We start from the raw sequence: 24,846 nt of genomic DNA on the forward strand, positions 1-24,846 counted from the left end.
AGGCCGACGGGCCGGCCGTCCCCCGCCCCAGCCGAACGACCCGACAGAGAAGAAGAGAGCCACTCATGGACTTCCTTCGCCCCGCCAGCTGGGAGGAGGCGCTCGCCGTCAAGGCCGAGCACCCGACGGCTGTGCCCATCGCGGGTGGCACCGACGTGATGGTCGAGATCAACTTCGACCACCGGCGGCCCGAGTACCTCATGGATCTGAACCGCATCGGTGAGCTGTCCGAGTGGCAGGTGGGCCAGGACTCCGTCCGCCTCGGCGCCTCCGTACCGTACAGCGCGATCATGGAGCACCTGCGGGCCGAGCTGCCCGGCCTCGCGCTCGCCTCGCACACCGTCGCCTCGCCGCAGATCCGCAACCGCGGCGGCGTCGGCGGCAACCTGGGCACCGCCTCACCCGCGGGAGACGCCCACCCCGCGCTGCTCGCCGCCGGAGCCGAGGTCGAGGCCGCGTCCGTACGGGGGACGCGGATGATCCCCATCGACGCGTTCTACACCGGCGTCAAGCGCAACGCCCTCGCCCCCGACGAGCTGATCAGGGCCGTACACATCAAGAAGGCCGACGGACCCCAGCAGTACTCCAAGGTCGGCACCCGCAACGCGATGGTCATCGCCGTCTGCGCCTTCGGTCTCGCGCTCCACCCGGAGACCCGCACCGTGCGCACCGGCATCGGCTCCGCCGCCCCGACCCCGGTCAGGGCGAAGGAGGCCGAGGACTTCCTGAACGCGGCACTGGAGGAGGGCGGGTTCTGGGAGAGCGGCAAGATCATCACCCCGTCCGTCGCCAAGCAGTTCGCCCAGCTCGCCGCGGGCGCCTGCAACCCCATCGACGACGTACGGGGCACCGCCGCCTACCGCAGGCACGCCGTCGGCATCATGGCCCGCCGCACGCTGGGCTGGACCTGGGAGCAGTACCGCGGCGCGGGCCGCACCCTCGAAGGAGCTGCTTAACCATGCGAGTGAATTTCACGGTCAACGGCCGCCGGCAGGAGGCCGACGACGTCTGGGAGGGCGAGTCCCTCCTCTACGTCCTGCGCGAGCGCATGGGCCTGCCCGGCTCCAAGAACGCCTGTGAACAGGGCGAATGCGGCTCCTGCACGGTCCGGCTCGACGGCGTGCCCGTCTGTTCCTGTCTCGTCGCGGCGGGCCAGGCCGAGGGCCGCGAGGTCGTCACCGTCGAGGGCCTCGCCGACTACGCGAAGCACCGCGAGGACGCCCACCCCGGCACCGGCTGCGCCGCCGGCACCTGCGGCACCTCGCTCGACGCCGCCCAGCGCTGGCAGGCCAGGCCCGCCGACGCGCAGAGCGCCGAGGTGGCCGAACTCTCCCCGGTCCAGCAGGCGTTCATCGACGCGGGTGCCGTGCAGTGCGGCTTCTGCACCCCCGGCCTGCTGGTCGCGGCCGACGAACTGCTGGAGACGAATCCCTCCCCGTCCGACCAGGACATCCGCGAGGCGCTCTCCGGCAACCTCTGCCGCTGCACCGGTTACGAAAAAATCCTCGACGCGGTCCGCCTCGCGGCCGCCCGCCAGGAAGAGGCGGTGCGATAGCCATGGCGTCCAGCCCGCGAGTCACGTCCGTACCGTCCGGCACCCCCACCAAGATCACCCAGGGCTCCACCTCCCCGGGCGGCATCGGCGAGTCCACCCTGCGCCCCGACGGCACCCTCAAGGTCACCGGAGAGTTCGCGTACTCCTCGGACATGTGGCACGAGGACATGCTGTGGGGCCACACGCTGCGCTCCACCGTCGCGCACGCCGAGATCCGGTCGATCGACATCGGCGAGGCCCTCGCCACCCCCGGCGTGTACGCCGTCCTGACCTACGACGACCTGCCCGCCGAGATGAAGAACTACGGCCTGGAGATCCAGGACACGCCCGTCCTGGCCCACGGCAAGGTCCGCCACCACGGGGAGCCGGTGGCGCTCGTCGCCGCCGACCACCCCGAGACCGCGCGCCGCGCCGCCGCCAGGATCAGGATCGACTACGCCGAGCTGCCCGTCATCACCGACGAGGCGTCCGCGACCGCCCCCGGCGCGGTCCTGGTCCACGAGGGCCGCACCGACCACCACATCGGCCACGTACCGCACCCGAACATCGTCCACCGCCAGCCCATCATCCGCGGGGACGCGGACGCGGCGGCGGCGCGGGCCGACGTGATCGTCACCGGCGACTACGTCTTCGGGATGCAGGACCAGGCCTTCCTCGGCCCGGAGTCCGGCCTCGCCGTGCCGTCCGAGGACGGCGGCGTCGAGCTGTACGTCGCCACGCAGTGGCTGCACTCCGACCTCCGCCAGATCGCCCCCGTCCTCGGCCTCCCCGAGGACAAGGTCCGCATGACCCTCTCCGGGGTCGGCGGTGCCTTCGGCGGACGCGAGGACCTCTCGATGCAGATCCACGCCTGCCTGCTCGCACTGCGCACGGGCAAGCCCGTCAAGATGGTCTACAACCGCTTCGAGTCCTTCTTCGGGCACGTCCACCGGCACCCCGCGAAGCTCCACTACGAGCACGGCGCCACCAAGGACGGCAGGCTCACCCACATGAAGTGCCGGATCGTGCTGGACGGCGGGGCCTACGCCTCGGCGTCCCCGGCCGTCGTCGGCAACGCCTCCTCGCTCGCGGTCGGACCGTACGCCGTCGAGGACGTGGACATCGAGGCCATCGCTCTCTACTCCAACAACCCGCCCTGCGGCGCCATGCGCGGCTTCGGCGCGGTCCAGGCCTGCTTCGCCTACGAGGCGCAGATGGACAAGCTCGCCGCCGCCCTGGACATGGACCCGGTCGAGCTGCGGCAGCTGAACGCCATGGAGCAGGGCACCCTGCTCCCCACCGGACAGCCCGTCGACTCGCCGGCCCCCGTCGCCGAACTGCTGCGCCGCGTCAAGGCCCGCCCGATGCCCCCCGAGCAGCAGTGGCTGTCGGCCGACGCCGGAGGCAGCTCCGTCGATGTGCGCGCGCTGCCCGGCGGACTGTCCAACACCACCCACGGAGAAGGCGTCGTACGCGGCGTCGGCTACGCCGTCGGCCTGAAGAACGTCGGCTTCTCCGAGGGCTTCGACGACTACTCCACCGCCCGGGTGCGGATGGAGGTCATCAACGGCGAACCGGTCGCCACCGTGCACACCGCGATGGCCGAGGTCGGGCAGGGTGGTGTCACCGTCCACGCCCAGATCGCCCGTACCGAACTCGGCGTCAGCCAGGTGACCATCCAGCCGGCGGACACCCGGGTCGGCTCCGCAGGATCGACCTCGGCGTCCCGCCAGACCTATGTGACGGGCGGGGCGGTGAAGAACTCCTGCGAGGCCGTCCGGGAGAAGGTCCTGGAGATGGGCCGCCGCAAGTTCGGTACGTACCACCCCGCCTGGGCCACCGCCGAACTGCTCCTGGAGGGCGGCAAGGTCGTCACCGACGCCGGGGAGGTGCTCGCCCCGCTGGCCGAGGTGCTGGAGGACGAGGCCGTCGACATCGAGCTTGAGTGGCGCCACCGGCCCACCGAGGCCTTCGACCTGCGCACCGGACAGGGCAACGGCCACGTCCAGTACTCCTTCGCAGCGCACCGCGCGGTCGTGGAGGTCGACACCGAACTCGGCCTGGTCAAGGTCATCGAGCTCGCCTGCGCCCAGGATGTCGGCAAGGCGCTCAACCCGCTGTCGGTCGAGGGCCAGATCCAGGGCGGCACCACGCAAGGGCTGGGGGTGGCCGTCATGGAGGAGATCATCGTCGACCCGAAGACGGCGAAGGTGCGCAACCCGTCCTTCACCGACTATCTGATCCCCACCATCCTCGACACGCCGACCATCCCGGTCGATGTGCTCGAACTCGCCGACGACCACGCCCCGTACGGGCTGCGCGGCATCGGCGAGGCCCCGACCCTGTCGTCGACCCCGGCCGTCCTCGCGGCGATCCGGAACGCGACGGGACTGGAACTCAACAGGACACCGGTGCGCCCCGAGCACATCACCGGAACCTGACGGTCCCTCACACACCTCCGGGCGGTGCGCGCCTGCCGCGAACGTCACAGTCCCCGCACCGCGCACCGTCCGGAGCAGCAACCGCACCACCTGCACGAAGAGTTCGCCTCGGGCCGTCCCCCGGGTCGTGCCGCCACGCAGTCATCCCAAATCCCGCAATCTCGACAGCTCCACGCGGGTGCCCCTGTGAACCTTGGGAGTCAGGCAACATGACCCAGCAGTCCGTGGAACCCAGGACCGGCGCGGAGGACGCGGGCTCCGGCTCGCGCGTCCCCGCCGGACGGTCCTGGCTCGACCGCTACTTCCACATATCCGAACGAGGATCGACCGTCGCCCGAGAGGTGCGCGGCGGCGTCACGACCTTCATGGCCATGGCGTACATCCTCCTGCTCAACCCGCTCATCCTCGGCGGCAAGGACGCCGAGGGCCAACTGCTCGGCCAGCCGGGCCTGATCACCGCCACCGCGCTCGCCGCGGCGGCCACCACCCTGCTGATGGGCTTCGTCGGCAAGGTCCCCCTCGCCCTCGCCGCCGGGCTCAGCGTCTCCGGGGTGCTCGCCTCGCAGGTCGCGCCGGCCATGACCTGGCCGCAGGCCATGGGCATGTGCGTGGTCTACGGCGTGGTGATCTGCCTGCTGGTCGTCACCGGCCTCCGCGAGCTCATCATGAACGCGATCCCGCTCGCGCTGAAGCACGGCATCACCATCGGCATCGGCCTCTTCATCGCGCTCATCGGCCTCTTCAAGGCCGGTTTCGTCCACAAGGGGGAGGCGACCCCGCTCTCCCTCGGCCCCGCCGGTGAGCTCACCGGCTGGCCCGTCCTCGTCTTCGCCGTGACCCTGCTGCTGATCTTCATGCTCCAGGCGCGGAACGTCCCCGGCGCGATCCTCATCGGTATCGTCGTCGGCACCCTCGCGGCGATCACCGTCAACGCCGTGGGCGACATCGACCCGAAGGCGTGGAGCAGCGGCCCGCCCGAGCTGAGCGGCAGCGCCGTCTCCGCACCGGACTTCTCGCTCTTCGGGAACGTCGAGTTCGGCGGCTGGGGCGATGTCGGCGTGATGACGGTCGGCATGATCGTCTTCACCCTCGTGCTGGCCGGCTTCTTCGACGCGATGGCCACCATCATCGGCGTCGGCACCGAGGCGAAGCTCGCCGACGACAAGGGCCGGATGCCGGGCCTGTCCAAGGCGCTGTTCATCGACGGTGCGGGCGGTGCGATCGGCGGTGTCGCCGGAGGCTCCGGGCAGACGGTGTTCGTCGAGTCCGCCACCGGGGTGGGGGAGGGCGCCCGCACGGGGCTCGCCTCCGTCGTCACCGGGCTCTTCTTCGCCGCCTGCCTCTTCTTCACCCCGCTCACGGCGATCGTGCCCGCCGAGGTGGCCTCCGCCGCCCTGGTCGTCATCGGCGCCATGATGATGCAGAACGCCCGGCACGTGGACTGGGCCGACCGCTCGGTCGCCGTACCGGTCTTCCTCACCGTGGTCCTGATGCCGTTCACTTACACCATCACCACCGGTGTCGCCGCCGGCGTCATCTCGTACTCGGCCATCAAGCTCGCCCAGGGCAGGGCGCGCGAGGTCGGCGTCTTCATGTGGGTCCTGACGCTGGTCTTCCTCGTCTACTTCGCCCTGCACCCCCTCGAGAGCTGGCTGGGCGTCAGCTGACGCCCACCGCACCCCCCCCGCACCTCAGTCAGAAGGAGACACGCCATGCTGGACATCGCCGAAGAGCTCCACCGGTGGGTCGGGCAGGGACGCGCGTTCGCCGTGGCCACCGTGGTGGCCACCGGCGGCAGCGCGCCCCGGCAGCCGGGTGCCGCCCTCGCCGTCGACAGCGAGGGAACGGCCGTCGGATCGGTCTCCGGCGGGTGCGTGGAGGGCGCTGTGTACGAGCTGTGCCGGCAGGCCATCGAGGACGGCACCACCGTCCGCGAGCGCTTCGGCTACAGCGACGACGACGCCTTCGCCGTCGGGCTTACCTGCGGAGGCGTCATCGACATCCTGGTGACACCGGTGCGCGCGGACGACCCCGCGCGCCCGGTGTACGCCGCCGCTCTCGCCGCCGCGGCGGAGGGCCGCGCGGCGGCCGTCGCCCGTGTCACCGAGGGGCCCGGGGGGATGCTCGGCCGGCCCCTGCTCGTCCACGCCGACGGGACGTACGAGGGCGGGCTCGGCGGGCATCCCGAGCTGGACCGCACGGCCGCCGCCGAGGCCCGCGCGATGCTCGACGCGGGCCGTACGGGCGAGATGGTGATCGGCGCCGAGGGCTCCCGCTGCGGCAGTCCTCTCACCCTGCTCGTCGAGTCGAGCGTCCCGCCGCCACGGATGATCGTCTTCGGGGCCATCGACTTCGCCGCCGCCCTGGTGCGGGCCGGACGCTTCCTCGGCTACCGCGTGACCGTCTGCGACGCCCGGCCCGTCTTCGCCACGGAGGCGCGCTTCCCGGACGCCGACGAGATCGTCGTCGACTGGCCGCACCGCTATCTCGCCACCACCGACGTGGACGCGCGCACGGTGCTCTGCGTCCTCACGCACGACGCCAAGTTCGATGTCCCGCTGCTGGAACTGGCGTTGCGCCTGCCCGTCGCCTATGTCGGCGCGATGGGTTCGCGCCGCACCCATCTGGAGCGCAACGAGCGGCTGCGCGAGGCCGGTGTCACCGAGCGCCAACTGGCCTCCCTGCACTCGCCGATCGGGCTGGACCTCGGTGCCCGTACCCCCGAGGAGACCGCTCTCTCGATCGCCGCGGAGATCGTCGCCGACCGGCGTGGAGGCAGCGGTCTGCCGCTGAAGGGCGCCCACACCGCGATCCACCACGAGAGCGTTCCGCCGCTCGCCCCCGTGGCCTGAACAGGACCATCGGCGGCCGATCACGCCGGGCGGGTTGCCGCCACGGCGGTTTCACGCCAGGGGTGAAGCCGTCCGCAGCCCCGGATTTACCGGTAGATCAGCTGCATGACATTTTCCCTCTCCTCCGTTTCCGGCCGGGCGAGACCCGCTCGCGCGGGACGCAGGGCTCTGCTCATAGCGACCTCCGTCGCCCTCGTGAGCGGCGTCATGCTCCCTGTCGCCGGTTCCGCCACCGCCGCTCCGAAGCCCGCGACGGCCGAGGACCGCCACGGGCCCGAGGCCCGCGACTACGACATCACCCTCGTCACCGGCGACGTCGTCCACTACACGGACGGCACGGGCGCCCAGGACGTCGTCACCGTCGACCGCCCCGAGGGCGCCGAGGGCGGTGTGCATGTGCAGCAGGCCGGGGAGGACGTCTACGTCATCCCCGACGAGGCGAGCTCCCTCATCGCCGCGGGGAAGCTGGACCGCCGGCTGTTCAACGTCTCGGCACTCGCCGCCATGGGGTACGACGACGCGCGCGCCGGCGGCATCCCGCTGATCGCCACCTACCCGCGGAGCACGGCGCGTTCGCTGCCGGCCGCCCCGCGCGGCAGCAAGACCGTCCGCCGCCTGGAGTCGGTCAACGGCGCCGCGCTCAAGGCCGACAAGGACGACGCCCGCGCCTTCTGGAGCGACATCTCCCGTACGGAGAAGAGCCGTTCGCTGGACAACGGCATCGCCAAGCTCTGGCTCGACGGCAAGGTCGAGGCCGCGCTGAAGGACTCCGTGCCGCAGGTCAACGCCCCCCAGGCGTGGGCGGAGGGCTTCGACGGCAAGGGCACCACGATCGCCGTCCTGGACACGGGCATCGACGCCGACCACCCGGACGTCAAGGACCGCATCACGCAGTCCAGGAGCTTCGTGCCCGGCGAGGAGGTCGACGACAAGAACGGCCACGGCACGCACGTCGCGTCCACCATCGCGGGCTCCGGCGCGGCCTCGGAAGGTACCAACAAGGGCGTCGCCCCCGGTGCCGACCTGATCGTCGGCAAGGTCCTGGGCGACGGAGGGTCCGGCGCGGACTCCGGCATCATCGAGGCCATGGAGTGGGCCAAGGCCGAAGGCGCCGACGTCGTCTCCATGAGCCTCGGCTCCAGCATCCCGGACGACGGCAACGACCCGATGGCGCAGGCCGTCAACGCGCTCTCGGCAGACGGCGGCCCGCTCTTCGTTATCGCCGCGGGCAACTCCTACGGCGCGGGCACCATCGGCTCGCCCGGCTCCGCCGCCGACGCGCTCACCATCGCGGCCGTCGACAAGCAGGACGGCCGCGCGGACTTCTCCTCCATGGGCCCGCTCGTGCGCTCCCACGGCCTGAAGCCCGACCTCTCCGCCCCCGGCGTCGACATCAACGCAGCCGCCTCGCAGTCCGTGCCCGGCATCGAGGGCATGTACCAGCAGATGTCCGGTACGTCGATGGCGACCCCGCACGTCGCCGGCGCGGCGGCCATCCTCAAGCAGCGCCACCCCGAGTGGTCCGGCCAGCGCATCAAGGACGCGCTGATGAGCTCCTCGAAGCTGCTGCCCGGTTACACGCCGTACGAGCAGGGCACCGGCCGTCTCGACGTCAAGGCCGCCATCGACACCACCGTCGAGGCCACCGGCTCCGTCGAGGTCGCCTCGTACGCCTGGCCGCACAGCGACACGGACCCGGTCACCGAGCGGACCATCACCTACCGCAACACCGGCGCCGAGGACGTGACGCTGGACCTGGCGACCGACACGGACGCCGCCGCCTACACGCTGTCCACGTCGAGGCTGACCGTCCCGGCCGGCTCCACCGCCGAGGCGGTTCTCTCGATCGACCCGTCGAAGGTGCCGGTCGACACGGAGTTCTCCGGCCAGGTCCTCGCCGCCGACGCGGCCGGCACGACCGTGGCCCACACCGGCTTCGCCGTGCACAAGGAGCAGGAGCTCTACGACCTGACGCTCCGGCTGCGCGACCGCGCGGGCGAACCGGCGGACGGCACCGTGGTCTTCGCCGCCCTGGGCGACACGAGCCTGGGCCTCGTCAACATCTCGGGCGAGACCACCCTGCGGCTGCCGCCCGGCAACTACACCGCGTGGACGGCCCTCGACGTGGAGGGCGACCGGGCCGACTCCCAGGGCCTCGCCTTCCTGATGGCCCCCGAGACCGTTCTGGACAAGCCGACGACGGTCACTCTGGACGCCTCCGAGGCGCGCAAGGTCAGCGTGCGCACCCCCCAGGAGACCGAGCAGCGGCAGATGCGCCTCGACATGGCGCGTACGGCTCCCAGCGGCGTCGTCCAGCGTGAGGCGTTCACGCTCCCGATCTCCTACGACCAGCTGTGGGTCAGCCCCACCAAGAAGGTGAAGGAGGGCGACTTCAGCTATCTGACCCGCTGGCGCCAGGGCGAGAAGACGATCGACGTCTCGGCCGGCGGCCATGACGTCCCGGTCACCGCGCAGATCGGCTCCGTGGTCGCGGAGGACAGCGACCGGAAGCTGAAGGGCGTCTTCGCCGGAAGCGGCGCGGCCTCCGACTACAAGGGCCTGGACGCCAGGGGCAAGGCAGTCGTGGTCAACCGCAGCGACGCGGTCGCCCCCGCCGACCGGCTGGCCAACGCGCTCGCCGCGGGTGCCTCGGCGCTCTTCGTCGTCAGCGACGGCCGGGGCGTGCTGATGGAGAGCTCCTACGTGCCGTACGGCGAGGAGACGACGATCCCGGTCGCCTCCGTGCAGCGGCTCGCGGGCGGGACGCTGATCGAGGCCGCCCGCAAGGGCTCCCGGATCGACGTGGACCAGCGGAAGTTCGCGAGCTACGTCTACGACCTCGTCGACCGCCACGACGGAGCGGTCCCGGACCGATCGCTGGCCTTCGCGCCCTCGGCCCGGCAGCTGGCGAAGGTCGAGAACACCTTCTACGGCCACCGGGACGTCCTCGGCGGCGGCTACCGCTACGACATCCCGGACTACGGCTTCGGCATCGGCTTCGAGGAGTACGAGAAGTTCCCGGGCACCCGCAACGAGTACGTCACCCCGCTGCCCGGCGCCTCCTTCTGGTACGAGAACCACTCGGTGCTCAACGCCGACGCGTCCGACAGGGCGCACGAGATGCGCAGCGCGGAGCTGGACTACACGGCGGGCAGGACCTACCGCGCCGACTGGTTCGCGCCGGTGACCGGTCCCCGCCTGGGTACGGGCTACTGGGGTCCTTTCCGCACCGCGTACAACGATGTGCAGTTCAACATCACCCCGTGGACCGACTCGGGCGAGGGCCACTCGGGCTCGATGCCCGCGGACGAGTACGACACCACGTCCTACGCCTTCTACCAGGGCGACACCCTGGTCAAGAAGGGTGCGGGCCGCGCCGGCGCCGCCTGGGACCTGTCGGCCGAGAAGGTGCCGTACCGCCTGGTCATCGACTCGGTGCGCGACGAGGCCACCTGGAAGACCTCGACGCGGACGCACTCCGAGTGGAACTTCGTCTCGGGCGCCCTGCCGGAGGGCACGGAGCGCGCCGACATCCCGCTGCTCCAGCTGGACTACGACGTGGACACCGACCTGGCGGGCGACGTCAGGGCCGGCAAGCCGGTCGAGCTCGGCATCGCGTCGGGCACGCAGGACTGGCTGGACGGCGCGGTGAAGGCCACCAAGGCATCCTTGTCGGTCAGTTACGACGAGGGCAGGACCTGGAGCGCGGTGCAGCTGCGCAAGGGCGCTTCGGGGGAGTGGACCGCGACGCTGCGGACACCCGCCGAGGGCGCGGACTCGGTCTCGCTGAAGGCCCAGGTGGAGGGCCCCGGCGGACTGGCCCTCGACCAGGAGATCATCAAGGCCTTCGGCCTGAAGTGACCTGCTGAACGGCCGGGTCGAGGTGGTCCCGCATCCCGAGTGGGGTGCGGGGCCACCTCTTTCACATGGTCCTGCCGAAGCGCGCCACGCAGTGCCAGACCCGCTTGAGGTCCTGCGGATCGTGGGCGCCCGGCGGCGGCGGCCTCCCCGATGATCCGGGCGTTCAGGAACGCAGCGACGGGTCCAGCGGCGGCCCCGTGGACAGCGCGGCCACATGGCTCAGCGCGCGTGTCCGGGCGGGCGGGAGGCCGGCACTCGTCGGCACAGTGTGCCCGAGCGCCGACCGGGTGAGCAGCCCGTTTCACCGGCGTCGGCGGGCCGCCTTCTCCCGCGCCTTGCGCCGCGCGACCGTGTACACCGACCAGTCGCCCCGGTGCCGGTCGCACCGCGAGGCGTCCTTCATCGCCAGCCGTCGGCAGCGCGTGCCCTTCTGGGTGGGTGCTCCGCACCTCGACTGCGTACGAGCCATGTCCGACCGCCCTCCGAGTCCCGCCGGCCCGGTGCCGGCACGGCCAAGGTTCGCCCGTGGGCGCGGCCCGGCGGAAGGCGCACCGGGGCCCGCCCGATGCGCTCCGGAGCGTACGGGCGGCCGGCGGGGCTTCCGGCCGTCGCGTTTCCCGGGCCGGGACGGGCCCGGTGCGGCCGGATGCGGCCGCACGGGGCCCAGGCGCAGGGGACAGCCTCTCCGGTGAGAGAATGCCGGACGGCATGCACAGTGGTTCTTCGAGGAGGTTCAGCGGTGGCGGCAGGGGACGAGATTCTGGTGGTCGGAGCGGGAGTGGTCGGTGCCTCCGTCGCCCTGCACCTGGCCGCGCTCGGTCACGAGCGGGTGACCGTCCTCGACACCCGGGGGCCTGAGCACCTGCCCGGCTCGACCGGCCTGGCGCCCGGCTTCGTCGGCCAGCTCAGCGCCACGCCGGAACTGGCCGTGCTCGCCAAGGACAGCGTCGCCACCTATCTCGCGCTCTCCGCCGGAGCGGACGAACCGCCCTTCCGGCAGGTCGGCTGCCTGGAGGTCGCCACTACCCCCGCGCGTCTGGAGCAGGCGCACGCGGACGTGGAGCACGGCAGGAGGCTCGGGATCGAGGCGTACGTCGTCGACGCGGCCACAGCCGTGGCGCACGCCCCCGCGCTCGTCGACGCCGGACGCGCCCTCGGCGGGCTGTTCATCCCCACCGACGGGGCGGCCGAGCCCGTGGCGCTGACCAAGGCCCTGATCGCCGAGGCGGAGCGCGCCGGGGTGCGCTTCCGCTGGAACACCCCGGTCGGAGCGCTGGAGTCGGAGAACGGCCGGGTGACCGGGGTGCGCACCCGCGACGGCGGGGAACACCTGCGGGCTGGGCATGTGGTGCTGGCCGTCGGCATCTGGGGGCCCGTGCTGGCCGCGACGGCGGGCGTGCGCCTTCCCATGGTGGACGTCCAGCATCCGTACATGTTCACCGCCGAGCGCCCGGAGCTCGACGACACCCCGATCGACGGCCCGCTCGTGCGCTACCCGGACCAGACCGTCTACGCGCGCCGCCACGGACGGCGTTACGGGCTGGGCAGCTACGCCCACCGTCCGCTGCCCCTGGAGCCGACGGAGGACCTCACCTCGGCCGAACGGCCCTTTGTCGCAAGTGACTTCGAGACCGCCCTCGACGAGGCGACGGCGCTCGTGCCCGCCTTCCGCGGCGCGCGGCTGGGCCACCGGCTCAACGGGGTCTTCGCGATGACGCCCGACGAACTCCCGCTCGTGGGCCCGGCGCCCGGCGTGCCCGGTCTGTGGCTCGCCGAGGCGAGCTGGGTCACCCACGCGGCAGGGGTGGGGCGGCAGCTCGCCAACCAGCTGCTGGAGACCGGTGACACCCTGGTGGACCCCGCGCGGCTGGCCCCCGGGCGCTTCGACGCCTGGAGCGACCTCAAGGTGCGCGAGACGGCACTCGGCAACTACCAGGGCATCTACGACGCCCACTGACGCGGCCCGGCGCGCGGCCGGGCCTCAGGCCGCGCCGTCGACCGCCCGCAGCAGGCGGAGGAACGCCTTCAGCCCGGTGATGATCTCCTGATTGTCCGTCAGGCGATTGACGGTGGACTCGAATTCACGCGCCAGCGCGGCGATCTTCCGGTCGGACTCGTCCGCGCGGGCGTGCGCCGAGACGTTCAAGGCGTCGGTAGTGTGCCGCAGTTCGCCCAGCGCGCGGTACTGCTCCTCCGCCTTCTCCTCCAGGGCGCGTGTACCCGCGTGCAGCCGCGCCACCTCCTCGCGCAGCTGGAGTACGTCGTCGCGCGGGAAGGTCACGTCCTTCAGCAGGGTGCCCAGCCGCCGCCGCAGCTGTCCGAAGTAGGCCCCGGCAGGCCGGAAGACCGTGCTGAGCAGGAAGAAGCCCGCGAACCAGTAGCCCGTCACCGCACCCGTCGCCGCCGTGACCGCCACGGCCAGGGCGGCGGTCAGCGCGTGCCCGCCCACCGCCACCCGGAGCATCAGCCGTGCGATCCGCGCCGCCTCGGCGTCCCGCTCCTTCGGCACCTCCAGACCCTTGGAACGGCTCACGCCGATCTCGCCCAGCACGGTGTGCGCCCGGAAGTACAGATTCCAGGGAACCGTCAGCAGGAGGAGCAGCCACAGCAGGCTCAGTACCCCCGCCGCCGCACCCAGCAGCAGCGAGGCCGGGGCCCCCGACATGTACGCCAGCGCCACCGCTCCGGCCACCACCGCCACCGCGAGCAGCGCGCCCACCGACCGACCCATGCCGTCCCCCTCGACCGGCGCCCCGAAGGCGCCCCGCCCCGTGTCCCCGCCGTGTCCCGCCCGTCCGTCATCGTCCCGGCGGTACGGCTCCGGGGCATGAGTACGGGTACTCAACGGGCAGCGGCAGGGGCCACGGGGCCCGGGTGGAGGCGGAGTCAGCGTCCGGACTGGAGCGCCGCCCAGGTGTTCGGGCCCACGGCCCCGTCGACGGCCAGACCCCGGCTGCTCTGGTACTCACGCACGGCCGTGTCCGTCGCCGTGCCGAACGCCCCGTCGACGGCCAGCGTCCTGCCCAGCGCGGCGGTCAGCGCGCGCTGGAGCCGCTTCACGGCCTCGCCCGAGCTGCCCTTGGCGAGCGCCGGCGTGGTGCCGGCCGAGAGCAGCGCGGTCCAGGTCTTCGGCCCGACCGTGCCGTCGGCGGTGAGCCCGCGGGCGGTCTGGAACGCCTGCACGGCGCTCTTCGTGGTGGCGCCGAAGATCCCGTCCGCGGTGCCCGCGTCGTAGCCCTGCTGGTTGAGCAGTGTCTGCACGGCCTTGACCTGGCTGCCGGTCGAGCCGGACGTCTGGGTCGTGTACGAGGTGAAGGTCAGCCCGTCGGCCCCGCTGTCGGAGCCGCCGATCAGCTGCATGTAGTAGGTCCAGTTCCAGTTGGCGCCCGGGTCGGTGTGGTCGTTCCCGGGGGCCTCGCTGTGCCCGATGACGTGCGCCCGGTCCTTGGCGATGCCGTACCGGTCGCAGAGGTACTTCGTCAGCGCCGCCGAGGAGCGGTACATCGTGTCGGTGAACCACGACGGGTCGTCGACGAAGCCCTCGTGCTCGATGCCGAGCGAGGAGGCGTTGGCGCTCTTGGCGTGGTACGCGGTGTCCTTGTCGCGCACCATCTGGGTGATCTGGCCGTCCGAGGAGCGGACCACGTAGTGGGAGCTGACCTTCGACGTGGCGTTCTGGAACCAGCTGATCGTCCCGGCGTACGAGCCCTGCGTGACGTGGACGACCACCTTGTCGACCGTGGCCGTGCGCCCGGTCGCGTAGTTGGCGGTGTTGGCGGCGACCCAGAGCGCCGGGGGGTAGTCGGGGCTCTGGGCGGTGACGTCGGCCTTCGCCAGGCTGCCCTTCTCCGGGGAGACCGGCCGGGAGGTGACCGAGACCCGTTCGCCGCCCGCGACGGTCGCGCGCAGCCCTTCGGCGAGGAAGGTGTAGACGGTGTCCGCGTACAGGGCGGCGACGGAGCCCTGCGCGCCGCTGTAGCGGGCGACCGCCGGATACCAGGAGTCGATGTCCGCCCGCTCGGCCGCGTCCAGGCCCAGCGCGTCGGCGTGGCTGCGCAGCACGGCCGCGCCGCCCAGGATGTTGGTACCGGTGTCCCGGCGCAGCTCGGCGGCCGATTCACCCGTCAGGGCGGCGGCCTTCTCCAGAGACCGGTTGACGGGGTTGCTGACGAGGTGCATCACGCCGTAGCCGTTGTCCTGGCTGGGGCGGCCCCCGTGTCCGTCCAGGTGGGTCTCGCCGTAGCCGACGGCGGCGAGCAGATCGCGCGGTACGCCGAACTCCTCGGCCGCCGCGTCGAACGCCTGGTTCATGGGGCCCGCTCCGGCGGGAGCCGCGGGAGCCGCGGTCGCCGGGTGGCCGGTGGTGACGAGTGCGGTGACGGTGAGGGAGGCCAGTACGGCTGCGCGGCCTCTGGTGTGGCCGGCGGGGCGTCGGGGCATGCCTGCTCCAGGTCTGTGGGGGGAGAGGAAGGCCGAGGGCCGGGGTGAGGGGCCGTTGGCCGCTGAGCCCGCACAGGCTATCTAGCTGATTCATGCATGACAATGACGCCCCGCCGTGCCCAAATTGCCTTCACTCCAATGGAGTTGGGCCGGGCCGGCGGCGCACGCCGGCGCCGTCACCCCCCCTGGCCGAGGGGGACGGCGCGGCGCGGTGCGGGGCGCCCGTGGCTACCAGTGGTTACGGTGGACGACGTCGGCGACCGGGCGGCGCCGCACGGGGCCGAAGTTGCCGGCGGGCCATCCCACGGGAATGGCCGCGAAGGTGTGCGTGTTCTCGGGGATGCCGAGGGCCTTCTTCCACTCCTGTTCCAGCATCAGGTGCCAGATGGTGACGTTGGCCGCGAGGCCCAGCGCCCGCGCCGCGAGCAGGATGTTCTGGACGCCCGGATAGACGCAGGAGCCCTCCGCGAGCGCCTGGAAGCGCGTCTGGGTGGCCGCCATCCGTTCGAGGCCCGCCGGGCCGAGCGACTCGGCGTAGACCGCGAGGCCCTCCTCGTCGAACTCCGGGTCGGGGAACTTGTAGCAGGGGATGATCAGGACCGGGGTGTCGGCGAAGTGGTCGCGCTGGTACTCGATCGCCGCCACCATCCGCGCGTACGCCGCCTCGGGCATCCCCTTCGGCGCGTGCTTGCCGGTCGTCGCGAGATAGGCGTCCACACACCGCTTCCAGAGCGGCGCCAGCTCGGCCATCACCGCGCGGTCGGTGACGACCACGTACTCGTAGCACTGCATGTTGCCGCCGCTGGGCCCCCAGACCGCGGCCTGTATGAGCTGGTCGATGGTCTCGTCCGGGACCGGGTCCTTGGTGAGGCGGCGCATGGCGCGCATGGTGGCCATGGTCGGGAAGAGGGCGGGCCCGTCGGGCGCGGGCGCGTCGGCGTACACCGTTTCGAAGGTCATGATCGCGGAGTTTACGGCTCAAGGGCCGCTACGGGGAGTCCCGTTGGCACCCCGGACCGGTCCGGTCGGCGCAGGTCAGCGCCGCCGCAGCCGTACGACCGGAATGTCGCGGCCGGTCTTCGCGCGGTACTCGGCGTACCGGGGGAAGACCTCCACGAGATGCGGCCAGACGCGCTCCTTCTCCTCGGCGGAGAGCGTCTCGGCCAGGGCCGGGAAGCGTTCGGTGCGGACGCGTACCTCCACCGCGGGCTCGGCCAGCAGGTTCAGGTACCAGAGCGGGTGGCTGTCCGAGCCGCCGTTCGATCCGACGATCAGATAGTCCTCTCCGTCCCGCCCGTACATCAGCACCGTACGGCGCCGGGCCCCGCTGCGCCGTCCGACGTAGTCCAGGAGCAGGCAGTCCACGCCGAGCTGGGTGGTCCCCTTCGTCCCGCCGGACGACTCGTACAACTCGGCCTGCTTCGCCACCCAGTTGGACGGGCTGAGCCGTACCGCCCCGTCGTTCCGCTCCGCCGTCATGGCCTGCCCTTCCGTCGCCGTGCCCCCGTGTCCGTACGTCCGTGCCCATCCTGTCACCCACGGCTCCGGCGCGCCGGAATCGCACACCTGGCCGTTCGCCCTCCTCACGGGGGAACGGGGGACTGAAAACCGGCCGCGAAGGCGTATAAAGGGTCCCTCCCGAGCAGCCGGCGTCCCCGATGGCCATCTCACCCCCCACGCGGCCGGCGTCACCGCGTACCGAGAGCGGAGGAGCGTCCCCATGAGCACCTCGGAAGAGATCAGCGCCTTGCTCGTCACCAGGTTCGGAACCGATCCGGCATCCATCCGGCCCGAAGTGCCGCTCCGCCACCTGCGCCTGGACTCGCTCGCCCTGGAGGAGCTCCGGCTCCTCATCGAGGACCGGATGGACATCGATCTGGAGGACGTCGTGCTGTCCTCGCGAGACACCGTCGGTGCCCTGGTCGCGGCCGTGAGCAGCAAGGCCGGCGCGTGACGGCCCGGGGACCGCTCGCCCGCCGGTCCACCCGTCCGGGCGTCGAGCCCTTCAGCGCCGCGGTTACCGGCGTCGGCCTCGTCACCGCCGCGGGAGTGGGGATCGAGGAGGCATGGAGCGGGGTCTGCGACACCGCGGCCGTGCCCTCGGTCGGGCCCTTGCCCGAACTCGACGGGCTGCCCTGCGACTTCATGTACACCGTCGCGGACCTCGACACCAAGGCCCTCCTGGGCGTCGCCGCGCAGCGCCTGATGGACCGCTTCTCGCAGCTCGCCGTGATCGCCGCCCGCGAGGCGGTCGCCGACGCCGGGCTCGACCCCTCGGTCTGGGACAGCGGCCGGGTCGGCGTCGTCATCGGCTCCGCCCACGGCGGCCTGCCGTTCTACGACGAGCAGCACACCACCCTCACCGAGCGCGGGGCGCGGCGCGTCTCCCCGAAGCTCGCCCCGCTGACCGTCGTCAACGGCGCGGCCAGCAGCGTCGCCATGGACCTGGGTGTGCACGGCCCCAGCCAGGCCGTCTCCACGGCCTGTTCCTCGGGTACCGTCGCCATCGGCACCGCCCACCAGATGCTCCGCACCGGGGCCTGCGACATCGTCGTCGCGGGAGGTGCCGAGTCGGTGCGCTCGCGGCTCCTGATCGCCAGCGCCTGCCAGATGCGGGCGGTCTCCACCCGCCGCGACGACCCGCAGGCCGCCTGCCGCCCCTTCGACACGCACCGCGACGGCTTCGTCGTCGGCGAGGGCGCGGGCCTCCTCGTGATGGAACGCCCCGAGCACGCCCGCGCCCGCGGCGCCGTCGTCCGCGCCCGTGTGGCCGGCTACGGGGCCTCCAGCGACGCCCACTCCGCCGTCGCCCCCGACCCGGACGGCCTCGGCATCGAGCGGGCGCTGCGCACCGCCCTGGCCGACGCGGACATCGATGCCTCCGACGTGGGTCATGTCAACGCCCACGGCACCTCGACCGTCGCCAACGACCTCATCGAGGCGGTCATGCTCCGCCGCGTCCTGGGCGAACACCCCCTCGTCACCTCGACGAAGGCCAGGACCGGTCACACCCTGGGAGCGGCGGGCGGCATCGAGACCGCACTGACCGTGCTCGCGCTCCAGCGCCGGCTGATCCCTCCGACCGCCAACCTCGACGCCCCGGACCCCGAGATCCCCGTGGAGGTGGTGAGCAAGGAGGCCCGGCACGCCGCCTTCGACTGCGCCGTCAAGACATCGCTGGGCTTCGGCGGCCACAACGCGGCCCTCGTGCTCACCAGGGCGTGAGGGAAGCGAGGAGCACCATGCCCGAGGAGATCATCCGCACCCTGACCGTGGACGGACTGCGCTACGGCTACCGGGTGCTGCCCCGCGACCCGGCCGGCGGCGGGGCCCCGGCCACCGAACCGGTGCTCATCATCGGCGGGGCGCTGCAAGGCATGTTCGGCTGGCCGCAGATGGACGACCATCTGGGCCCGCTGGCCGACGTGGTGACCGCGGACCTCCCCGGCATGGGCACGGCCGACCCCCTGCCGCCCGGCCCCGGAGCCCCGGTCCTGCGCGCCGCGGTCACCGGGATCATCGACGATCTGGGTGTCTCCCGGATCAACCTCTTCGGCTTCTCCTACGGCGCGGCCGTCGCCTTCGACTGCGCGCGCCACGATCCGGACCGCATCGCCCGGCTCGTCCTCGGCGGCGTCCCCACCCACATCGGGGCGGAGCAGCGGGACTACTGGCACCGGGCGACGCGACGGCTGGCCGACGGGGACGCGGAGGGCTTCGCGAGCCTGGCCGCCGACGGCCTGATCTGCCTGGACCCGGAGCGGCACGTGCACCGCAGGGAGCTCGCCCGGCGCTATGTGCGGCGCTCGTTCCTGCACGCGCTCACCCACTCGGCGCACGCCCTGGACTCGCTCCGGCGGGCGCTGGGGGACCGGCCGGACTTCTCCGGCGGGCTGTCCGGCGTGCCGGCGCTGGTCTTCGCGGGCGAGCACGACACGGTGACCTCGCCGGAGCGGCAGCGGGAGTTCGCGGCGACGATCGAGGGCAGCCGCTTCCTCACGGTCCCGGAGTCCGACCACTGGGTCGTGCTGGAGCGCTCCGAGGAGGTGGCCGCCCTCGTGACGCGCTTCCTCACCGGGCGGCCGGTCGACGCGGTCGGTCCGGTCCATGCGGACGGTCCGGTCGATGCGGTGGCGGCACCGCTTCCGCACCAGACGCGGGTACCGGCGGCCGGTCCAGCGGAATCCACACCCGCATAGCCCCGGCACCACGGTTGGTCCACACCGCGTAGGGCACGGCGGTGAGATCCCCGGCCGTCACCACCGTGACCCCGCCGAGCAGCCCGGGGCGGTGCTCCGCTCCGAGAGCGGTGCTCGCGTCGAGGAGCACCTCGTCCAGCCGGCGGGGCTGGTCGGCCGACTCCGGCCTCCCAGAGCCGCACCGCCGTCTCCCGCAGCCTCGCTCCGGGCGTCGGCGGACGGGCGCACGGGCCCGGTGGACGGGGAGAGCTCGTCGGGGGGAGCGGTCTCGGCAGCCATGCGCGGCACGGTAGCGATACGGCCCGTCGAACAGCCGGTGGCCCGGGTGGCGGCAGGACGGTGCCCCCACCCGGGAGGGGAGGCCGGGCGGGGAGGTCAGTGCCCCGGTCCTCGTCCCTTCACGTCGACCCGCACGATCTGCGGGTCGTGGTCGCTCGCCTGTTCGGCGAACTCCGCGTTGATGTGCACCACGTCGTAGTCGAAGCGGCGCACGGCGGGGCTGGTCAGGATGTGGTCCAGCGTCTGCGAGTTGCCGTCGTACACATAGCTGTACTGCTCGCCCAGGGGCAGCGTCGTGATCAGCGGCTTGAGCACCTTGCCGGCGGTCAGCGCGGCCATGGTGGGGGAGAAGGCGAAGTCGTTGAGGTCGCCGAGCGTGATGACCTGCGCGGACTTGTCCGCCTTGAGCAGCGACGTCACGAAGGTGTTGACCTCCGCCGCCTGCCGCACGCGCTGCGTCTCGGAGCTGCGCACCGGCTCCTGGAAGCGGCCGTGCAGGGACTGGTCCCCGCCCTTGGACGCGAAGTGGTTGGCGATGACGAAGACCGACTCACCACGGAAGCGGAACTCGCCGACCAGCGGCTTGCGGCTGCTGTCCCAGGCCGTGCTCGTGGGGTTGATGCGACCGGGCGAGACGGAGAGGGTGGCCCCCTTCTTCGTCTTCACGGCCTGCACCGCGGTGGTCGCGTCGCCTCCGGGGCGGTCCACGAAGCCGACCCGCGCGGGGTTGAAGAGGAAGACGTTGCGGATGTTGCCGCCGGGCTCGCCGCCGTCCTTGCCGTCGGCGGGCGCCACATAGCGCCACTCGTAGCGGGGGCCGCCCGCGGCGACGATGGCGTCCGTGAAGCGCTTCAGCGTGGCCTCGGAGCCCACCGTGCCGTCGTTCACCGCACCGTTGTCGTCCTGGATCTCCTCCAGGGAGACGACGTCGGGTGACGCGAGGCCGACCGCCACACCCTCGGCGAGGGTGTCGAACTTGGCCTGCTCGTCGACCGCGTCCAGGTTCTCCACGTTGTACGTGGCGACGGCGAGCTCCTTGCGCTTCTGCTTGCGCGTCACCTCGCGCTTCAGGCCGTTGTCCTTCAGCGTGCCCAGTTCGGTGGCCTGGACGTTGTAGCCGCCGAAGGACGCGTAGTCGACGACGCCCGTGGTCGTGCCGGACAGCTCGTCGCCCACGTTCGCGTCCGGCACGGGCTGCGCCGCGTTCAGCGACATCACCTTGAGGCGGCCGGTGTTCTGGTCCTCGTAGGAGGCGTACAGCGTGCCGCCGCGCCGGGTCGGGTTCTCCCGCGGCTTCACCGTCACCCAGACCTCGTCGTACGCGGTGGTCGCGCCCGTCACACGGGTGTCGGCCATCGTGACGCGGGCGCCCTCCAGCGACTCGTACAGGTCCAGGGCGTACGTCGACGGGTCGAGCGTCAGCGGCTCGATCGACCCGCCGCTGGCCGACGGCACATAGGTGTCCGGCACCGACGAGGCGTCGAGGACGACCGCCTCGGGCAGGGCGTTGCCCGAGGACAGGACCGTGGTCAGCGGGGCGGTCAGCTGGGTGACCGACTGGGTTCCGGTGGCCGGGTAGTACTCGGCCACCTTGCCGCTGACCAGCACCGAGTCGCCGAGGGCGACGGCGGGTGCCGCGGAGCCGGTGTAGACGAACAGGCCTTCGCTCGTACGGGAGTCGGCGTCCGGCGTGGTGTCCTGGATCCAGAAGCCGCGCGAGCCCGTGGTCCGCACGCCCGTGACGACGCCCGGGACCCCGGTCACCTGCTGGCCGACGAGCGGGGAGACGCGCGTGGTGCCCTGGATGTCGTGCACCCGCACCGTGCCCGGCTCGGTCGGGCCGCCGGGCTCGCCGGGACCGGACCCGCCGGACGTCTCGCCCGCCGCGTTGACCGGGGTCGGGGTGCCGGAGGCGAGGTCGGCGGCGTTGTCGTCGGTGTCCGCGAGCGACGTACCACGGGCCACGGAGGCGGTCGCCGAGGCGCCCGTGACCGGGCCGCTGCCCTCGCGCACCACGGCGGAGCCGTAGCCCACGAGGTCGACTATCCGGGTGTCCGCCGCGCAGTCCGCCGCGGTCTTGCAGGTCAGCGGGGTGGTGCCGGAGACCAGTGCGACGGTGCCGCTCGTCGCGGACATCGCCACCGTGCCGGTCGCGTCGGCGGTCGGGAGCGCCACCGTGCCGCCGGTGCCCGCCGCCTGCGCGACGAGGTAGCGGCCACCGGGCGCGACGGCGCCGGTCAGCGCGGAGACCTGCCACAGCGAACCGGCGGAGGGAGTGCCCGGAAGGTACTGGACGCTGAAGCCGGACAGGTCGAAGGAGCTCTGGCCGGCGTTGGCCAGCTCGATGTAGTCACGGGTCAGCGTCGCACCGGAGTTGCCTCCGCCGCCGTACACCTCGGAGATGACGGCCGACGACGACGGGGCCGCGAAGGCGGCGGGGAGCGCGGTGACCGACAGGGTGACGGCGACGGCGGCGGCCAGCAGGGCGGAGCCGGGTCTGGCGATGTGCACGGGAACTGCCCCCAAGTGTGTAGTGAGGGGGCAAAAACTATGCGCGTAGACCAGCCGTGGCAAGAGACCGGAGGTTAATTCCAGGCGTCTTTGTCGCGCTCACCACCCGGCCCCCGGCGGACAGTTCGGCACCGGGCGGGAATCCTCGGCCGGACTGCGGCAGCCCTCGGAGCGGCCCAGGTGCTGACCTGCGACGGTCGGTGGAGGCATGAACCGCGGCCGGAGGAACGGCCGTCGGGGGAGGGCGGACAGCAGGCGGAACAGAAGTCCACCATGCGGTCAGACGTTTGACCGGCTTACGGCGTTCCGGATACGTTGCGTGACATGCAGCGATCCGCACACCTGACGACGCGAGGTCATGTCGACCTGAAGCGTGTGTGCTCCGCGGCGTGTCACCGGCACTGAGCACCCGGAGTCCGCGCCCCCTTCCCGGCTTCGCGCAGGACGCCCCGTCACGGCTCAGCGGGACCCCGGCAGGCACCGACCGCCGCCCGGTTCCGTCAGGAGGCCCCCGCGCAGGGGTTCTCACCTCCACGCCCGCTGCCATCGAGGACCTGGAAGACACCTGTGACAAGTCTGCCTGCGCCCGTCCGCCGCTCCCGGCCCCCGCGCCGCTCCGAGATCCCCTCGCCCGGACACGCCCGCCGAGCCTCCGGCACGGGCTCTGTGCTGGGCGCGATCCTCGACCACGGGCCGGTCGCCCGTTCCACCGTCGCCCGGCTCACCGGCCTCTCGCCCGCCTCGGTGACCGGCCACGTGGGGCATCTGCTCTCGCGCGGCCTGGTCCGGGAGAGCGCCGAGACGACCGGGCCGCGCGGTCTCGGACGTCCCCATGTGCCCGTCGACATCGACACCAGCCGCTTCCTCGTGGCCGGCGCGCACATCGCGGTCGCCCACTCGACGGTCTCCCTGATGGACCTGCGCGGCCGGATCGTGGCCGAGGACCGCAGGCCGCACACCAGCACGAACCCGCGCCACATCCTCGCCGGCCTCGCCGCCCGGCTGCCCCTGCTGACGGACGCCCACGCGGCCGGACGGCAGGTGCTGGCCCTGGGCGTCGCCACCGGACACCGGGTCGACCCTGCGGCCGGAGTCGTCGTGGAGCACCCGCACCTCGGCTGGCGCGCCGTTCCCGTACGCGAGATCCTGGCCGCCGCCACCGGGCTCCCGGTCCATGTGGACAGCCACTCCCGGGCGTTGGCCCGGGCCGAGCAGATGTTCGGCGAGGTGTCCACCCGTCGCAGCACCGTCCTGCTCTTCATCGGCGCGGTCGTCGACGGGGCCTTCGCCACCTCCGGCGAACTGCACAGGGGCCCGCGCTCCGGTGCGGGCAGCGTGGCCCATCTCCCGCTGGGATCGGGCGGATCGGGCGACGCCGAGCCCTGTAGGTGCGGGCGCACCGGGTGCCTCCAGTCCGAGGTGTCCGAACGGGCCATGATCCGCCGCGCCGCCGAACAGAGCCTGTACGTCGGCACGTTCCAGGAACTGCTGGACCACGCCATGGCCGGCGAGCCGCGTGCGGTGGCGCTGTTCCGCCGCCGGGCCCGGCTGGTGGGCAGGGCCGCGGCGCTGCTCCTGGACATGTTCGACCCGGAGTGCCTGGTGGTGGTCGAGCCCGGGGCGGGCAGGCTGCCGGAGTGCCTCGCCGATCTCCGTGAGGAGGTGGGGATGCGCTCCTGGGTCTGCGACGACCCGGAACGGGCCGTGGTGCCCAGCAGCTTCACCGGATCGGTGCTGGCCACGGCGGGCGGAGCGGTGGCCCTCGGGGCCCTGTACACCGACCCGCTGGGGCCGTGGCCCGCGCTGCCCGCGGTGTCCTGACCGCCGCCGATTCCCGCTTTAATTCAGAACGTTGCATTGTTGACCGGCCGCACGCCGCACGGGAAGATGAATTCATGAACAGCCGACAGCGGAATTCAGGGAAGGCGCCCACGCCGGCGCGATCCTGCCGCGCGGCCGCGCCGAAGAGCGAAATCGCCCGGCGCTTCTGTTGTCGTCCCTGTCCGGGTCGCCGATAACCCCCAGCTGATGTACCGGGCGGTCCGCATCCGTGCGTGAATTCTCCATCCCGCCCGCATTCCCGTGTGCCCTCGCGCCCCCACGCATGCCTTCCCGCGATTCCGCACGTCCGCTTTCCGCCTTTCGACCGGGGAGAGACATTGTCCGTCACCGTGTCCTCGTACGCCGCCGTCCGACCGCCCGAGCCCTCAACGACCGCTCCCGTCCCCGGTATCGCACCCGACCGCTTCAAGCAGGCCTTCCGCAGGTACCCGGCGGGAGTCGTCGTCGTCACCGCGGACGCCGGACGCGGCCCGGTGGGATTCACCGCCACCTCGCTCAGCTCGCTCTCCCTCGCCCCGCCGCTGGTCTCCTTCGGCATCGGTACGTCCACCTCGTCCTGGCCCCACATCGAGCGGGCGTCCTCGGCCGTCGTCAACTTCCTCGGCGTCGAACAGCAGCGGGTGGCCACCACGTTCGCCACCAGCGGTATCGACCGCTTCGCCGCTCCGACCCGCTGGAGCAGGCTGGCCGGCGGGGAACCCGTGCTCGACGGGGTGGCCGGCTGGCTCCGGCTCACCGTCCAGAGCATCGTCCCGGCCGGCGACCACCGCATCGTCATCGCCCGCGTCGAGGAGTCCTGGCTCGACGAGGGACGCAGCCCCTTGCTCTTCCACGACGGCAGTTACCACTCCATCCGCCCCGCGCCCGACCAGTGATCAGGAATTCAC

18 protein-coding genes and 1 pseudogene are annotated in these 24,846 nt (G+C 72.3%); 12 read left to right on the plus strand and 7 right to left on the minus strand.

Annotation, left to right across the window (positions count from 1 at the left end):
- Nucleotides 1-65: 65 nt before the first annotated feature.
- The 6 genes from ACWCQM_RS14885 (at nt 66) to ACWCQM_RS14910 (ending at nt 10,688) form a co-directional block, all read left to right on the plus strand.
- Entirely contained in the window at nt 66-956 is an 891-nt protein-coding gene (locus ACWCQM_RS14885; protein ID WP_073748521.1) for an FAD binding domain-containing protein, read from the plus strand.
- A 2-nt stretch (nt 957-958) separates the two neighbouring features.
- Complete coding sequence (locus ACWCQM_RS14890) at nt 959-1,555, plus strand: (2Fe-2S)-binding protein (RefSeq protein WP_450915695.1); 597 nt, start codon at nt 959-961, stop codon at nt 1,553-1,555.
- A 2-nt stretch (nt 1,556-1,557) separates the two neighbouring features.
- On the plus strand, nt 1,558-3,975 hold the full coding sequence (locus ACWCQM_RS14895; RefSeq protein ID WP_450915696.1) for a xanthine dehydrogenase family protein molybdopterin-binding subunit: 2,418 nt from the start codon (nt 1,558-1,560) through the stop codon (nt 3,973-3,975).
- A 209-nt stretch (nt 3,976-4,184) separates the two neighbouring features.
- Nucleotides 4,185-5,642: an NCS2 family permease gene (locus ACWCQM_RS14900; protein ID WP_450915697.1), complete on the plus strand. Its 1,458-nt coding sequence runs from the start codon at nt 4,185-4,187 to the stop codon at nt 5,640-5,642.
- 45 nt (nt 5,643-5,687) lie between these two features.
- Nucleotides 5,688-6,827: an XdhC family protein gene (locus tag ACWCQM_RS14905; protein ID WP_450915698.1), complete on the plus strand. Its 1,140-nt coding sequence runs from the start codon at nt 5,688-5,690 to the stop codon at nt 6,825-6,827.
- Between the two features lie 207 nt (nt 6,828-7,034).
- Nucleotides 7,035-10,688, plus strand: a complete 3,654-nt coding sequence (locus tag ACWCQM_RS14910; protein ID WP_450915870.1) for a S8 family serine peptidase — start codon at nt 7,035-7,037, stop codon at nt 10,686-10,688.
- Between the two features lie 301 nt (nt 10,689-10,989).
- Here ACWCQM_RS14910 and ACWCQM_RS14915 read toward each other — a convergent pair whose 3' ends face one another.
- A complete protein-coding gene (locus ACWCQM_RS14915) occupies nt 10,990-11,157 on the minus strand; it encodes a hypothetical protein (RefSeq protein ID WP_450915699.1) in 168 nt (55 codons plus the stop codon).
- A gap of 270 nt (nt 11,158-11,427) precedes the next feature.
- On the opposite strand from ACWCQM_RS14915, the gene ACWCQM_RS14920 reads away from it, so the two are divergent.
- A complete protein-coding gene (locus tag ACWCQM_RS14920; protein ID WP_450915700.1) occupies nt 11,428-12,645 on the plus strand; it encodes an NAD(P)/FAD-dependent oxidoreductase in 1,218 nt (405 codons plus the stop codon).
- Nucleotides 12,646-12,669: 24 nt separating this feature from the next.
- On the opposite strand, the gene ACWCQM_RS14925 is transcribed toward ACWCQM_RS14920, so the two are convergent.
- From ACWCQM_RS14925 to ACWCQM_RS14940, 4 genes are all read right to left on the minus strand, one after another.
- Nucleotides 12,670-13,419, minus strand: coding sequence for a hypothetical protein (locus tag ACWCQM_RS14925; RefSeq protein WP_450915701.1), 750 nt, complete (start codon nt 13,417-13,419; stop codon nt 12,670-12,672).
- A 155-nt stretch (nt 13,420-13,574) separates the two neighbouring features.
- Nucleotides 13,575-15,128 carry a peptidoglycan-binding protein gene (locus ACWCQM_RS14930; protein WP_450915702.1) on the minus strand — a complete coding sequence of 518 codons (1,554 nt, stop codon included), beginning with the start codon at nt 15,126-15,128 and terminating at the stop codon, nt 13,575-13,577.
- A gap of 228 nt (nt 15,129-15,356) precedes the next feature.
- Entirely contained in the window at nt 15,357-16,088 is a 732-nt protein-coding gene (locus ACWCQM_RS14935) for a nitroreductase family protein (RefSeq protein ID WP_450915703.1), read from the minus strand.
- Nucleotides 16,089-16,163: 75 nt separating this feature from the next.
- Nucleotides 16,164-16,607 carry a nitroreductase family deazaflavin-dependent oxidoreductase gene (locus ACWCQM_RS14940; RefSeq protein ID WP_450915704.1) on the minus strand — a complete coding sequence of 148 codons (444 nt, stop codon included), beginning with the start codon at nt 16,605-16,607 and terminating at the stop codon, nt 16,164-16,166.
- A gap of 241 nt (nt 16,608-16,848) precedes the next feature.
- Here ACWCQM_RS14940 and ACWCQM_RS14945 point away from each other — a divergent pair, with 241 nt between their 5' ends.
- From ACWCQM_RS14945 to ACWCQM_RS14955, 3 genes are read left to right on the plus strand one after another with little or no spacing between them, the layout of a single operon-like run.
- Nucleotides 16,849-17,082 carry an acyl carrier protein gene (locus ACWCQM_RS14945; protein WP_450915705.1) on the plus strand — a complete coding sequence of 78 codons (234 nt, stop codon included), beginning with the start codon at nt 16,849-16,851 and terminating at the stop codon, nt 17,080-17,082.
- Nucleotides 17,079-18,353: a beta-ketoacyl-[acyl-carrier-protein] synthase family protein gene (locus ACWCQM_RS14950; RefSeq protein WP_450915706.1), complete on the plus strand. Its 1,275-nt coding sequence runs from the start codon at nt 17,079-17,081 to the stop codon at nt 18,351-18,353. Before ACWCQM_RS14945 ends, ACWCQM_RS14950 begins: the two co-directional genes overlap by 4 nt.
- A 17-nt stretch (nt 18,354-18,370) precedes the next feature.
- Nucleotides 18,371-19,327: an alpha/beta fold hydrolase gene (locus ACWCQM_RS14955; protein ID WP_450915707.1), complete on the plus strand. Its 957-nt coding sequence runs from the start codon at nt 18,371-18,373 to the stop codon at nt 19,325-19,327.
- Between the two features lie 40 nt (nt 19,328-19,367).
- On the opposite strand, the pseudogene ACWCQM_RS14960 reads toward ACWCQM_RS14955, so the two are convergent.
- Nucleotides 19,368-19,676 (minus strand): annotated as a pseudogene (locus ACWCQM_RS14960) (hypothetical protein); the annotation flags it as partial.
- Between the two features lie 26 nt (nt 19,677-19,702).
- On the minus strand, nt 19,703-22,117 hold the full coding sequence (locus ACWCQM_RS14965) for an endonuclease/exonuclease/phosphatase family protein (protein ID WP_450915708.1): 2,415 nt from the start codon (nt 22,115-22,117) through the stop codon (nt 19,703-19,705).
- A 567-nt stretch (nt 22,118-22,684) separates the two neighbouring features.
- Here ACWCQM_RS14965 and ACWCQM_RS14970 point away from each other — a divergent pair.
- Entirely contained in the window at nt 22,685-23,938 is a 1,254-nt protein-coding gene (locus ACWCQM_RS14970) for an ROK family protein (RefSeq protein WP_450915709.1), read from the plus strand.
- Nucleotides 23,939-24,276: 338 nt separating this feature from the next.
- Nucleotides 24,277-24,834: a flavin reductase family protein gene (locus ACWCQM_RS14975; protein WP_450915710.1), complete on the plus strand. Its 558-nt coding sequence runs from the start codon at nt 24,277-24,279 to the stop codon at nt 24,832-24,834.
- The last annotated feature ends 12 nt before the right edge of the window (nt 24,835-24,846 follow it).

This window comes from Streptomyces sp. NPDC002125 (assembly GCF_053593715.1).